Below are 12,326 nucleotides of genomic sequence, written 5' to 3'. Positions count from 1 at the left end.
CCCCCCTCCGCGGCGCTCACCCGGACGGACCGGCGCGCTGGTGGGCGGGGCCGCCCGGTGGTGCCGTGGGAGGAGCGCCGCCGCCCGGACGCCAGGTCCGCGGCGCGCGTTCCGTCCGTCTGGAGGCATGCATGTCCCGTACCCCGGCCCGTGTCCTGGCCGCCTCCGCGCTCTGCGCGGCCGTCCTGCTGACCGGGGCCGCCTGCACCGCCGGGCAGTCCGGGCGGGCCGTCCACGCCTCCACGCCGGTGGCCACCCGCCGGCCCGGCCCCGCCGCCGCGCCGGCCGCCGCGCTCACGCCGGACCAGGCGCGGGCCGCGTTACTGACCCAGGCCGACCTCGGATCGCTGTGGGCGCCGACCCAGGGCGCGGCGACCTGGCGGGACGGTGTGCTCAAGGCGCGAGCCGACACCACCGAGTGCGGGCGCCTCCTCGACGCCCTCTACACCGAGGAACCGTTCGGCACTCCCTCGGGCGCGCACGCGGTGGCCGCCTACGACGACGGCGACGACGGGGCCCAGCTGCGCCACCAGGTGCTCGCGCTGCGCGCCCCGGACGTGGACCGCAGCCTCGCCTGGCTCAAGACCATGCCGCAGACCTGCGCGGACTTCACCGCCACGGCCACGAACTCCGACTTCCTGGACGTACGGGTCGCGGACCTCGCCCTGCCGAACGTCGGCGACGCCCGCCAGGGCTTGCGCCTCACCTTCACCGCCGAGTCGTACGAGGACACCCTGACCACCCTCACCCTGGACCTCGCCGCGGTTCGCGTCGGCGACGACGCGATCGTCCTCACCACCGGCGCCCTGGGCACCCTGCCGCGGGACGCCACCGAACAGGCGGTCCAGCACGCCGTAAACCGCCTGACGGCGGTGCAGCGCAAGGCACGGACCCCGGCCTGAGCCCAGGCCGGCCGTCGTCGCCCGTCCGCGCGCCGCCCCGGGACCAGACGCACTCACACGCGCCGAACGAGGAGAACCGCCAACGCGAGTCCCCGGCTCGGGGTGCGCGGCAGGTACCCCCCGCGCACCCCGGGAAACCGTCCCGGAAACCGCCCCCGGAAACGACGGGGTCCGCCCCCCGGGGGCCGCGCGCCGCCGCCGTCACCGCGGCGGGCGGGCCGTCACAGCGGCGGCTGCGCCGGGGCCGGGCCCAGGGTCGTGGTGCCGGGGGCGGTGCGGTGGCCGAGGCCGGTGCGGTAGGCGTCCAGGGCCGCCTCCACGCGGCCGGTGCGGCGCAGCAGATCACCGAGGAGGCGGCACAGGTCGGCCAGGTCGCCGGCCGCGCCCGCCCGCTCCAGCAGGCTCAGCGCACGCACGTAGTGCTCCTCGGCGGCCTCCGTGTCGCGGGTGTCCTCGGCGATGATGCCGAGCAGGCGGTGCGCAGCGGCGGCGTGCACGGCGCCCCGTTCGGGGGAGAGGTCGCCCAGGACGTTCCGCAGCAGGTCGGCGGCCTCCTCGGACTTGCCGCGCCGGTGCAGGACGTCGGCCAGCTCGACCGCGACCTGGCTGGTGTAGAGCGCGGCACGCTTGGCGGACAGCATGGCCTGGGCGGCCCGCAACTCCTCCTCGGCGCGCTCCAGTTCGCCGTTCTGCGCACACACATAGCCGCGCATCCAGTGGCAGTTGGCGAGTTCGGTGCGCAACTGGAGGGCGCGGTAGAGCTCGGCGGCCTTGGCGAGCGAGGCGTCGGCCTCGGCGATCCGGCCCTCGGCGAGCAGGGTGCGGGCCACCGACCGGTGCATCCGGGCCACCAGTGCGGGATCACCCGCCTGCGGGGCCAGCGCGAGCGCGAACTCGGCCGCCTGGGCCGCCCGGGCGTGCGCCCCCATGTCCATGTACGGCCCGATGACGCCGGCGTAGAGCAGCAGCAGCGCGTCCGGGTCGTGCAGCCCGCCCCGGTTGAGCTCGTCGAGGGTGGACTCCATCAGATAGACGGCGTACCGCAGCTCCCCCGCCAGGTAGTGGGAGACGGCGCGGCCGCGCAGCGCCGGGACCCGGGCGGGCAGCGGCGCGTCGGCGAGGGCCCGCTCGGACCGTTCGAAGAACTGCCGGCCGCTCTCCAGTTCGCCGGTCTCCAGGGCGCATTCACCGAGCCCCAGCAGCGCCTCGGCCTGGACGTCGACGAGTTCGTGCTCCTCGGCCTCCGCCAGCAGCCGGGTGTACTGCTCGGCCGCCTTCACCGACTCCCCGGTGGCGAGCGTGCGCCGGGCCTCGGTCAGTCTGAGGCGCAGGTCGGTGGCGAGATGGGCCGGGCGTCCGGTGGCGAGTTCGTCGAAGGCGACCCCGAGCCGCTCGGCGACGTGCTTGAGCGCCTCGTCGGAGGGCCGGACCCGTCCCGCCTCGAGCGTGGAGATGTACGCGGGGGTGTACGCCGGCTCCGCCAGCTGCCGCTGGGTCAGGCCCCGTTCCCGCCGTAGCCGCTGAACCCTGCGCCCGATGGTCTCCGGGTCGTCCCGCTTCGCCATGCGGTTCATCATGCCAGTAAGCCGAGTTGCGGCGAGCCGTCTCCACTGACCGGAGGTCAGCACCGGACCTTATGCGCAGCAGGTCCCAACTCGCCCTGGCGCACTTTCCGTTCGGCCCCCTCACCCCCTACGTTGGAGAGTGCGTTAAACGCGCTTAATCCATCACTGTCGTTGCGAGGTCGGTTGCCGTGCTCGGACGCACTGTCGCGCGCCAAGGACACTTCTCCGCACGTTGCGTCAGAGGATTCGGTGCGGCCGTCATAGCCGTGGCCGCCCTGGTCGCGGCGGCCAACGCCGGACCGGTGCGCTCGGCCGACCCGGTCCCCGCCCCGCAGGCGGTCCAGACCCGCTAGTGCTGTGAACGGAAAGGTTCACCGGCTCGCGACGCCCGGCACGGCTCCCCCAAGCTCTTCGAGCAGGGGGGACCCCCAGCCGCGTTGTCGCATCACCCGAGTACGTCCAGTACGCGGATCATGCTCCGCCTTGCGATGCTCCCCCACTGCCTGAACGGCGTGGGAGGTGCCCCCAGCAAGTTGTCGCATCACCCGAGTACATCCAGTACGCGGGTCATGCTCCGCCTTGCGATGCTCCCCCACTGCCTGAACGGCGTGGGAGGTGCCCCCAGCACCGGACGCCGCGAGCTTCCCGGCAAACCTCTCCGGTCACAGCACTAGCCACCCGTTTCGGCGCCCTCGTCGCGGGTCGCGCTCAGCCCGGGCAGCGCTCGGCGCAGCGCCTCGTCCAGCCGGCCGGCCGGCACCGCGTCACTGGGCGGGTCGTCGGTGAACAGGGCACCCAGCTGAGCGGTGAAGGCCTGGGTGAACGCCCCGTAGAGCGGCGGGCGCGGTCGGGAGACCGCCCGCTGGAGGGCGGGCAGCAGGATGCCGCGGGCGTAACCGGGACGGCATTTCGGCCACACCGGACCCGCACCGGCCACGGCGAACCCGGGTCGGACCTGCACCAGAACCGCGTCGGACCCGCGTCGGACCCGCGCCAGATCTGCGCCGGCCCCGCCTCAGGCCTGCGTCTGCAGCTGGCTCAGCTGGCGGCGCACATGGTCCAGCGCGCCCTCTCGCCGACCCGGCACCCGGCCGCGCAACTCCGCGAGCACCGAGCCGAGTTCGCGGGCCCGTTCCGGATCGTGGATCAGCCCCCACTGGTGGTGGGCGCGGTCGACGGCGGTCTCGACGGCCACGGCGTCGGCGGCCTGGCCCATCGCCAGGCGGGTGGTGGCCACGGTCAGCCAGGCCCGGCAGCTGCGGGCGGCGTCGCCCGCGAACATCGCCAGGTCCGCGCGGACCTCGGCCCAGTGCAGCGCGTCCTCGGAGGCCGCTCCGTGGGCGAGGGCGGCGGCCCGCTCCCAGCAGGCGGCGAGCGCGTCGGCGTCGCCGTGCCGGCCGGCCTGCACCCAGGCGGCGATGACCGTGTGCGGGTCGGCCGGCCCCGGCCCGGGCGCGGTGAGCACGAGGCCGGGGCCGCCGTACTCCTCGGTCAGCCGTGACAGCGCCTGCTCGTGCAGCTCCGCCGGGGGCGGCCGGTGCCCGCTGCGCAGGATCGTCGCCACCGCCCTCATGTACGCCGGTGCCGCCACCGTGCGCCGGGGCGGCGGCGGCGCGATCCGGCCGTACAGGGCGATGTTGTGCCCGCAGTCCAAGGGGCGCCCGCGCAGCAGTTCCCAGCTCTCCGCGTCCGCGTGCAGGTCGGCCACGACCGTGGTGGTGCCGTCCGGGCGCAGCCGGAGTTCCTCGCGCAGCCAGTGCCAGGGCAGGGCCGTGTAGCGGACGGTCGCCGGGGTGGTGCGGGCGAGCGCCAGGTGGGGCAGGTGCTGGCGGCGGTCCAGCTGGAGCTGGCCGGTGAGGAACACGGTGAGCGGGCCGGGCGCCGCCGCGGCCGCGCGCAGCCGGGTGAGCACGGCCTGCGGCTCCAGCGGGTCGGCGAGCTCCACCACGGTCGCGGTGTCCGTGCCGGACAGCACGGAGGGCGCCACGGCGGCCAGCACCGGCAGCACGGACGCGGCGTCCACCAGACGCCCCCTGCCCACGGGCGCGGCCGCGAGCAGCAGCACGGTTCCGGGCATCGTCCCCCCGTGTCGTGATCCGGTCGGTCGCGTACGTCAGCACGTTAACCGCTCCACCGACTTGCCAGGGCCCCTTCCCCGGTGTGCTCTGGTAGGCGGGGGCGAGGAGAGAGAGGAGCGCTCTCATGGCTCACGCGGCACCCGTGTCCGGTATCACCACCCGCACCACCCGCCCACCGAACCTGTTCAGCAACCGGGCCCACGCCATCGGCCGGTGGGCGGGACCGCTCGCGCTGGGGCTCGTCTACGGCTACTGGGCCGCGGCCGACCGGCGCGACGGCGGACCGATCACGGGGTGGAACGTGCTGTTCGGCTTCGTGACCACGATCGTGTTCACGGTGCTCCTGGCGGGCGTCCTCATGCTCGGCCCCCGGCTGCGGCGGGAGCAGCACGCGGCGCTGTGGTTCGCCTTCATCGGCGTGGCGTTCGGCTTCCTCTACAGCCAGAGCGGCGATGCGCTCGTGTCGACGGTCGGTCTGTCGCTGGGGATCGCGATCGTCGCGGGCCTCTTCTGCTTCTACTGGTTCTACACGCACGAGGACGCGGCGGGCCATCGCGTGAGTTGACCCGCTGATCCGCTGACCCGCGTCAGTCGACCCGAACCGACCGACCCGTCCGAACCGACCGACCCGCTCTCCCGGTCACCCGAATGCCGCCCCTCCGCTCGCGGAGGGGCGGGAGACGGCCTTGGCTGAGAACGTGTCCCGACGTATGCGAAGCGGTCTGTCGGCCGTGCTCATCGCGCTCTCGTGCCTGCTCGTGCCGTTCGGCGTGCTGTCGGCCTGGGCGGCGTACGGGCTCTCCGACACCGGTCGCTACGTCACCACGATGGCGCCGCTCGCCGACGACCCGGACGTGCGCGACGCGATCGCGGACACCGTCGGGGACGGGATCGTGCAGGAGATCGGCCACGGGCTGGACGCCCAGGTGCACCCCGGCACCATCACCCCCTTCGTGCACGACGCGGTCCGCTCGTTCACCCAGACCGAGGCGTTCCGCACGGCGTGGAACGAGGGCAACCGGGCCGCCCACGACGCCGTGCTGCGGGCCCTGCGCGACGAACGCGACCCCCTCGAACGCCCGGTCACCGTCGACCTCGCGCCCGTCACCGCCCAGGTCAAGGCCCGGCTCGCCCAGGACCACGTACCGCTCGCGAACCGCATCCCCGTCCAGCACACCGAGGTCGATCTGCTTCCGGCCCAGCAACTGGGCCGCCTGCGGAAGGGGTTCCACGTGCTCGAAGTCGCCGGTTTCTGGCTGCCGGTCGCGGCCGTCGCGTTCGCCGTCGCCGGGCTCGCCCTGGCCGCCCGCCGCCGCCGGGCGCTGACCGCCACCGCGCTCGGCACTGCCCTCGGCGGCGCGCTGCTCGCCCTCGCCGTCGCCATCGGCCGCAGCCTGACCCTCGCCGACCTCCCCGCCGAGGTCTCCCAGCCGGCCGTCGGCGCCGTCTACGACGCCCTCACGGCCACCCTGCGCACCACCTCGTGGATCCTGGTCGCGCTCGGTCTGACGGTGGCCGCGCTGACCTGGCTCTCGCGTCGCCCACGCCGGCCCTTCCGCCGCCGCCGGGCGGCCGAGGCACCCACCACCCAGACCCGCCCCGAGCAGCCGCCGCCACGCGTGCGCGTCTGATCCCGCTGCTCCCGCGCGCAGGACGCCCGGGGTCCGTGGCGACCCCGTAGGCTCGTCGTCGTGACCAAGCAGGGGGGACGGTTCGCGAGCTGGTGCGCCGGGCTGATGTTCGCGGGGGTGAGCGTCGTCGTCGGGTGCCGGCTGGCCGACAGCGACGGCATCACGCCCGTACCGCAGCTCCTCGCCTTCCTGCCGTGGCTGCTCGTGCCCACCGGACTGGGCCTGGCGTTCACGCTGCGCGGACGCTGGTGGGCGGGGGCGGTGTGGGGTGTGGCGCTGCTGGGGCTGCTGGCGTGGTTCATCGAGCCGTACGGCAGGGTGTCCGCGCCGGCCGGCCATGCCGTGGCCGGGGTGCGGGTGCTGACCTCGAACGTGCAGTTCGGGCGTGGCGCCCCGGCCCTCGCCCCGGTCATCCGCCGCGAGCGGCCCGACATCGTCTTCGTCGAGGAGTGCGAGTACACCTGCCAGGCGACGCTGGACCGGGAGGTCGGCGGCGACTACCCGTACCGGCGGGCGGTCCGGGCGGGCGGTTCGCAGGGGTCCCTGATCCTCAGCCGCTACGCCCTGCGCGGCACCGCCGGGGTCCGCGGCACGATGGGCATGCCGGGCGCGGTCGCCGACGTCCGCGGGCACGCGGTACGCCTCCAGCTCGCGCACCCCATGCCACCGCTGCCCGGCCAGGTCGCGCTCTGGCACCGGGAACTCGCCCGGCTGCGCGCCTTCGCCGCGGCGGACCGTACGACCCCGACCGTGCTGGCCGGCGACTTCAACGCCTCCCAGGACCACGCGGCCTTCCGCAGCATCATCGACACCGGACTGCGCGACGCCGCCCGCCTGGCCGGCGCCGAGCGCGCTCCCAGCTGGCCGGCCCGCACCGCGCCCACCCTCGGCGCCCAGATCGACCACGTGCTCGTCTCACCGGACTTCTCCGCGACCGGCGCCCGCTTCCTCGCCCTGGCCGACACCGACCACCGCGCGCTGCTCGTCGACATCACGCTGCACGACGGCCGAGGATCGCATTGACACGGCCCGCCTGCCGGTACTCGCCCCTGCCCAAGATCACCACTCGGGGCCGCTAACCTTACGTGTCCGTCCTGGCCAGGGATTGACGGGCATCAACTCACGAAGGGTTGCGCACATGGGCATTCTCACTCTCCTGCGGAACGCGTTCGGCCGGTCACGCAAGGGGCGTACGGCCGAGGCAGAGGGTGCGGAGCAGACTCCAACCCAGGAGCCGACCCCCACCGCTGCCCAGCAGCCGGAGCCGAAGGTCCCCGCCCCGGCGGCCGAGTCCGCCCCGGAGCCCCCCGCCACCGTCCACGTCCCGGACCCCCGGCCCTCCACCGGCGACGAACACGATCTGGTCTCGGCCGCCTTCGACAACGTCACCGTCCCCAAGCCGGCCACCCCCGTGGACCCGACCGAATCGACGGAGGAGCCCACCCCGACCCCCGAACCGACAGCCGCGGAACCGCAGCCGGAGCCCGAGGCAACACCCGAACCGGCAACCGAGGAGCCGACCCCGGCCCCCGAATCGGCAGCCACGGAACCGGAGTCGGAGCCTGAGCCGGCCCTCGAACCGGCAGCCGAGGAGCCGACCCCGGCAGCCACGGAGCCGGAACCGGCAGCCGAAGAACCGGCTCCGGCAGCCGAGCCGGCGTCTGCGACCTCCAACCCGGTCGCTGAGGAGCCGACCCCGGAACCGACAGCCGAACCGGCAGCAGCGGAGCAGGAGCCGGAGCCCGAGGCGACGCCCGAACCGCAGGCCCAGGCTGAGACCGAGGCGGAGCCGGAGGCCGACGCGCCGCAAGCCGCCGACGGCGAGGAAGCCCCGGAGGGGCCACTCGCACCCGACAGCGAAAGCCGCACGGGTGGTGCGGGTGGGAACGAACCGGCCGCAGGCGAAGCCGAGGCCGAGCCCACCCCCGAATCGCAGGCCGAGACCGAGGCGGAGACCGAGACCGAGGCGGAGCCGGAGGCCGACACCCCGCAAGCCGCCGACGGCGAGGAAGCCCCACGAGGGCCACTCGCACCCGACAGCGAAAGCCGCACGGGTGGTGCGGGCGGGAACGAACCGGCCGAAGGTGAAGCCGAGGCCGAGCCCACCCCCGAACCGGCAGCCGAACAGCCGACCACGGAACCGGAGCCGGAACCGGAGCCCGCGTCTGAGCAGTCGCCCTCACCGGCCGAAGGCGAAGCCGAGGCCGACACCGACGCCGAAACCAAGCCGGAGCCGGACGCCGAAACCGACACTGCGCCGGACGCCCAGTCCGAGCCGGAGCCGGACGCCGAACCCGAGGCGGAGACCACGGGCACCGAGCCCGCCACCCCCCTCGCCCACATCCACTCGCACGCCCCCGCCCTCACCACCGCCTACCAGTCCGCCGCATCCGCCCTCGCGAAGTACGACCTCACCGGCACCCGCGCCAAGGTCTACCTCGTCCTCGACCGCTCCGCCTCCATGCGCCCGTACTACAAGGACGGCTCCGCCCAGGCCCTCGGCGAGCAGACCCTCGCCCTCGCGGCCCACCTCGACCCCGAGGCGACGGTCCAGGTCGTGTTCTTCTCCACGGAGGTGGACGGCACCGGCGAGCTGACCCTCGCCGAACACGAGAACCGGATCGACGACCTGCACGGCTCCCTCGGCCGCATGGGCCGCACCAGCTACCACGCCGCCGTGGACGCCGTACTGGCCCACCGCGCGGAGTCGGCCGACGACCCGGCGACCCCCGCCCTGGTGATCTTCCAGACGGACGGCGCGCCGGACGCCAAGACCCCGGCCACCCAGTCCCTCACCGACGCGGCGAAGAAGCACCCCGCTGTCTTCTTCTCCTTCGTCGCCTTCGGCGAGCACGACAACAAGGCCTTCGACTACCTCCGCAAACTGAAGACCGACACCGCGTCCTTCTTCCACGCCGGCCCCACCCCCCGCGAGCTCACGGACCAGGAGCTCTACGAGGGCGTACTGGCGAACTGGCGCCCGTGACCCGCGCGCCCCACGGGACCGCGCGCCCGTAACCACGCTGCACCAGGGCCGCCCCTTCCCACCCCTCAAAACGGGAAGCGGGCGGCCCACCCATGTCGGCTACGATTTCAAGGTTCCGTAGACGACCCGCACCCGACGAGATCGTCACCCCACGTAGCGACTTGGGAGCAGCCCGCGATGGCTCGACACCTCATCACCAGCGCCCTTCCGTACATCAACGGGATCAAGCACCTGGGCAACATGGTGGGGTCCATGCTCCCGGCGGACGTGTACTCGCGCTATCTGCGCCAGCGCGGCCACGACGTCCTGTACATCTGCGCGACGGACGAGCACGGCACCCCGGCGGAGCTCGCGGCCAAGGAGCAGGGTCTCCCGGTCGACGAGTTCTGCGCGCAGGCGCACGACGCGCAGAAGGCGGTCTACGACGGCTTCGCGCTGGCCTTCGACTACTTCGGCCGCAGCTCGTCCCCGCAGAACCGGGAGATCACACAGGAGATCGCCCGCGAGCTCAAGGCGAACGGGTTCATCGAGGAGCGGGCCATCCGCCAGGTGTACTCCAACGCCGACGGCCGCTTCCTGCCCGACCGGTACATCATCGGCACCTGCCCGCACTGCGGCTACGACAAGGCGCGCGGCGACCAGTGCGAGAACTGCACGCGGGTCCTGGACCCGACCGACCTGATCGAGCCGCGCTCCGCGATCAGCGGCAGCAGCGACCTGGAGGTCCGCGAGACCAAGCACCTCTTCCTCCTCCAGTCCGTGCTGGCCGGCGAGGTCGAGGCGTGGGTCGACGAGCGCGCCGACGACTGGCCGGTGCTGGCCTCCTCGATCGCCCGCAAGTGGCTCACCGAGGGCCTGCACGACCGTGCGATCACCCGTGACCTGGACTGGGGCGTCCCGGTCCCGGCCGACACCTGGCCGGACCTGGCCGCCGAGGGCAAGGTCTTCTACGTCTGGTTCGACGCCCCGATCGAGTACATCGGCGCCACGAAGGAGTGGGCGGACCAGGACCCGGAGAACCGGGACTGGCGTTCGTGGTGGTGGGAGTCGGACGCGGACGTCCACTACACGCAGTTCATGGGCAAGGACAACGTGCCCTTCCACAGCGTGATGTTCCCGGCGACCCTGCTGGGCACCCGCGCGCCGTGGAAGAAGGTCGACGTCATCAAGGCCTTCAACTGGCTCAACTACTACGGCGGCAAGTTCTCCACGTCGCAGCGGCGCGGTGTCTTCACGCACGACGCGCTGGAGATCCTCCCGGCCGACTACTGGCGCTACTTCATGATGGCGAACGCGCCGGAGTCCGACGACTCGTCCTTCACCTGGGAGCACTTCACGGCCACGGTGAACAAGGACCTGGCGGACACGCTGGGCAACTTCGTCAACCGGGTGCTGTCCTTCTCCCGCAAGCGCTTCGGCGACGCGGTCCCGGAGGGCGGCGAGCCGGGCGAGGCCGAGGCCAGGCTCGGGGAGGAGATCGCCCGTCTCCTCGCCGAGTACGAGGAGCACATGGAGGCCATCCAGTTCCGCAAGGCGGCGGCCTCCCTGCGCGCCCTGTGGTCGGCGGGCAACTCCTACCTGGAGGAGAAGTCCCCCTGGCTGGAGATCAAGACCGACAAGGACGGCGCGGCCCTCACCCTGCGCACCGCGATGAACCTGATCCACCTCTACGCGGTGGTCTCGGAACCGTTCATCCCCACCTCGTCGGCGGCCATGCGCGCGGCGTTCTCCCTGGACGGCGACACGGCGACCTGGGTGACCGCCGCCGAGGCGGCCTCCCTGTCCACCGTCCCCGCCGGCACCCCGTTCACGGTGCCCCCGGTCCTCTTCGCCAAGCTCACGGACGACGACCTGGAGACCTACAAGGAGCGCTTCGGCGGCTCGGACGAGTAGGGCTCACCGCTTGCGCACAGGGGCCCGGGAACGACTTGTTCCCGGGCCTCTTCGCACTCCCTTGCCGGGTCAGCGTTCCGAGGCGTAGGCCACGAAGCCCTTCCACGCGTCGCGCGTGAGCGCAAGCTGAGGGCCTCCTACGTTCTTGGAATCGCGGACATGCACGGTGCCGGGGGTGACGGCGAGCTCAACGCAGGAGTTGCCATCCGTGCCGCTGCTGTAGCTGCTCTTGAACCACGCCAGTTCGGAGGCGTCGCTGGCGGAGGCCTTGCGGATCATGTTTCTCCCAGCAGTTTCTCGATGAAGGCCAGCGACTCCCTCGGGGGGAGTGCCTGCGCCCGGATCGTGCCATACCGCAGTTCAAGGATGCGAAGCTGCTTCGGATCGGCAATCGTCCGCCCGTTGAACGCCCCGTCGGAGCGTCCCACTGCCGTACCGTCCGGGAACTTCAGCAACTCGATCTTGCCGTCCACTCCTGGGTGAGCATCCGTGTTCGTCGGCATGACCTGAGCGTGACGTTGTTCAACCGCCCCACCTCCGACAGACGTTCGAGCTGGCGCTGCCACACCATTGTGCCCCCGACCTGTCGGCGCAGAGGTGCCTCTTCCATCACGAAGTGGAGCGACGGAGCCGGGACGCGTTCAAAGACGGACTGCCGGGACAGCCGCGCGGCCACCATGCGTTCCACATCGTCCGCGGAGTAAGGCGGTTGTGCCGCCTCCATCAGGGCTCGGGCGTGCTCCGGTGTCTGCAGCAGCCCATGGATGCTGTTGCACTCGTACACACCGATCTCGACCGCCTTGGCCTCCAACTTCCCCAGTTCCCGAACCTTCTTCGGGTACCGAACCCTGGCCACGTCCTCCTTCATCGCGGACAGCAAGCCACCCGCCCCCAACACCGCGTCCGCCCTGTCCAGGAACTCGGGCCGGGGAATCCGCTTCCCGCCCTCGACCTTGTAGACAAGGTCCTCCCCGTACCCGACCGCCTCCGCGAACTCGGCGGCCCGCAGCCCCTTCGCCTCTCGCCGCAGCTTCAACTGCCGCCCCACAGTGGTGATGACGGCCACTCCCCACTCATCGTCCGGATCCACCTCCCACCCCGGCTCGTCCGCCTGGTCCGTGACCCGCCGCACCTCGCCGTCCACCCGCATCCCGCACCCTCCGTCGTACCGCTGTACCGCCGTACCACAACGCCGCTGCCCGTAGGCCCAGTTCAGACAGCCCGGACAACAGCGGACAAGCGCCGGACAGTCACCCTACGTATCATCGCTG

At 72.8% G+C, this 12,326-nt stretch carries 11 protein-coding genes and 1 pseudogene; 7 read left to right on the top strand and 5 right to left on the bottom strand.

Translation table 11 applies throughout. The annotated features are described in order from the left end of the window. Window positions 1-131 precede the first annotated feature (131 nt). Window positions 132-902 carry a hypothetical protein gene (locus tag ACFY3J_RS08870; protein ID WP_390840602.1) on the top strand — a complete coding sequence of 257 codons (771 nt, stop codon included), beginning with the start codon at window positions 132-134 and terminating at the stop codon, window positions 900-902. 221 nt (window positions 903-1,123) lie between these two features. Here ACFY3J_RS08870 and ACFY3J_RS08865 read toward each other — a convergent pair whose 3' ends face one another. Continuing rightward, window positions 1,124-2,467, bottom strand: coding sequence for a tetratricopeptide repeat protein (locus ACFY3J_RS08865; protein WP_384174602.1), 1,344 nt, complete (start codon window positions 2,465-2,467; stop codon window positions 1,124-1,126). Between the two features lie 188 nt (window positions 2,468-2,655). On the opposite strand from ACFY3J_RS08865, the gene ACFY3J_RS08860 reads away from it, so the two are divergent. Next, window positions 2,656-2,820 (top strand): hypothetical protein, encoded by a 165-nt coding sequence (locus ACFY3J_RS08860; protein ID WP_384174600.1) that lies wholly within the window; start codon window positions 2,656-2,658, stop codon window positions 2,818-2,820. A gap of 317 nt (window positions 2,821-3,137) precedes the next feature. On the opposite strand, the gene ACFY3J_RS08855 is transcribed toward ACFY3J_RS08860, so the two are convergent. Then, window positions 3,138-3,428, bottom strand: coding sequence for a hypothetical protein (locus tag ACFY3J_RS08855; RefSeq protein WP_390840601.1), 291 nt, complete (start codon window positions 3,426-3,428; stop codon window positions 3,138-3,140). 54 nt (window positions 3,429-3,482) lie between these two features. Then, window positions 3,483-4,544, bottom strand: a complete 1,062-nt coding sequence (locus ACFY3J_RS08850) for a hypothetical protein (RefSeq protein WP_384174596.1) — start codon at window positions 4,542-4,544, stop codon at window positions 3,483-3,485. Window positions 4,545-4,669: 125 nt separating this feature from the next. Here ACFY3J_RS08850 and ACFY3J_RS08845 point away from each other — a divergent pair, with 125 nt between their 5' ends. From ACFY3J_RS08845 to metG, 5 genes are all read left to right on the top strand, one after another. After that, on the top strand, window positions 4,670-5,110 hold the full coding sequence (locus tag ACFY3J_RS08845; RefSeq protein ID WP_384174594.1) for a hypothetical protein: 441 nt from the start codon (window positions 4,670-4,672) through the stop codon (window positions 5,108-5,110). Window positions 5,111-5,243: 133 nt separating this feature from the next. Next, a complete protein-coding gene (locus ACFY3J_RS08840) occupies window positions 5,244-6,176 on the top strand; it encodes a hypothetical protein (protein WP_390840632.1) in 933 nt (310 codons plus the stop codon). Window positions 6,177-6,281: 105 nt separating this feature from the next. Continuing rightward, complete coding sequence (locus tag ACFY3J_RS08835) at window positions 6,282-7,199, top strand: endonuclease/exonuclease/phosphatase family protein (RefSeq protein ID WP_384175059.1); 918 nt, start codon at window positions 6,282-6,284, stop codon at window positions 7,197-7,199. Window positions 7,200-7,314: 115 nt separating this feature from the next. Beyond that, window positions 7,315-9,162 (top strand): VWA domain-containing protein, encoded by a 1,848-nt coding sequence (locus ACFY3J_RS08830; RefSeq protein ID WP_390840599.1) that lies wholly within the window; start codon window positions 7,315-7,317, stop codon window positions 9,160-9,162. 177 nt (window positions 9,163-9,339) lie between these two features. Then, complete coding sequence (gene metG / locus ACFY3J_RS08825; protein ID WP_390840598.1) at window positions 9,340-11,055, top strand: methionine--tRNA ligase; 1,716 nt, start codon at window positions 9,340-9,342, stop codon at window positions 11,053-11,055. Window positions 11,056-11,124: 69 nt separating this feature from the next. On the opposite strand, the gene ACFY3J_RS08820 is transcribed toward metG, so the two are convergent. Further along, a complete protein-coding gene (locus ACFY3J_RS08820) occupies window positions 11,125-11,334 on the bottom strand; it encodes a DUF397 domain-containing protein (protein WP_384174588.1) in 210 nt (69 codons plus the stop codon). Continuing rightward, window positions 11,331-12,205: pseudogene (locus ACFY3J_RS08815) on the bottom strand (helix-turn-helix domain-containing protein). The gene ACFY3J_RS08820 and the pseudogene ACFY3J_RS08815 overlap by 4 nt, the downstream one beginning before the upstream one ends. Between the last annotated feature and the right edge of the window lie 121 nt (window positions 12,206-12,326).

Origin of the sequence: Streptomyces sp. NPDC001231 (assembly GCF_042896885.1) — a bacterium.
Taxonomy (GTDB): Bacteria; Actinomycetota; Actinomycetes; order Streptomycetales; family Streptomycetaceae; genus Streptomyces.
Note: the sequence above shows the minus strand (reverse complement) of the source record. Positions and strands in the feature narration are given on the sequence as shown.

What these genes read in the sequence shown, in the direction of transcription:
- ACFY3J_RS08865 (WP_384174602.1), bottom strand. Translation starts at nt 2,467, where the DNA reads ATGGCGAAGCGGGACGACCCGGAGACCATCGGGCGCAGGGTTCAGCGG.
- ACFY3J_RS08850 (WP_384174596.1), bottom strand. Translation starts at nt 4,544, where the DNA reads ATGCCCGGAACCGTGCTGCTGCTCGCGGCCGCGCCCGTGGGCAGGGGG.
- ACFY3J_RS08845 (WP_384174594.1), top strand. Translation starts at nt 4,670, where the DNA reads ATGGCTCACGCGGCACCCGTGTCCGGTATCACCACCCGCACCACCCGC.
- ACFY3J_RS08870 (WP_390840602.1), top strand. Translation starts at nt 132, where the DNA reads ATGTCCCGTACCCCGGCCCGTGTCCTGGCCGCCTCCGCGCTCTGCGCG.
- ACFY3J_RS08835 (WP_384175059.1), top strand. Translation starts at nt 6,282, where the DNA reads ATGTTCGCGGGGGTGAGCGTCGTCGTCGGGTGCCGGCTGGCCGACAGC.
- ACFY3J_RS08820 (WP_384174588.1), bottom strand. Translation starts at nt 11,334, where the DNA reads ATGATCCGCAAGGCCTCCGCCAGCGACGCCTCCGAACTGGCGTGGTTC.
- ACFY3J_RS08830 (WP_390840599.1), top strand. Translation starts at nt 7,315, where the DNA reads ATGGGCATTCTCACTCTCCTGCGGAACGCGTTCGGCCGGTCACGCAAG.
- metG (WP_390840598.1), top strand. Translation starts at nt 9,340, where the DNA reads ATGGCTCGACACCTCATCACCAGCGCCCTTCCGTACATCAACGGGATC.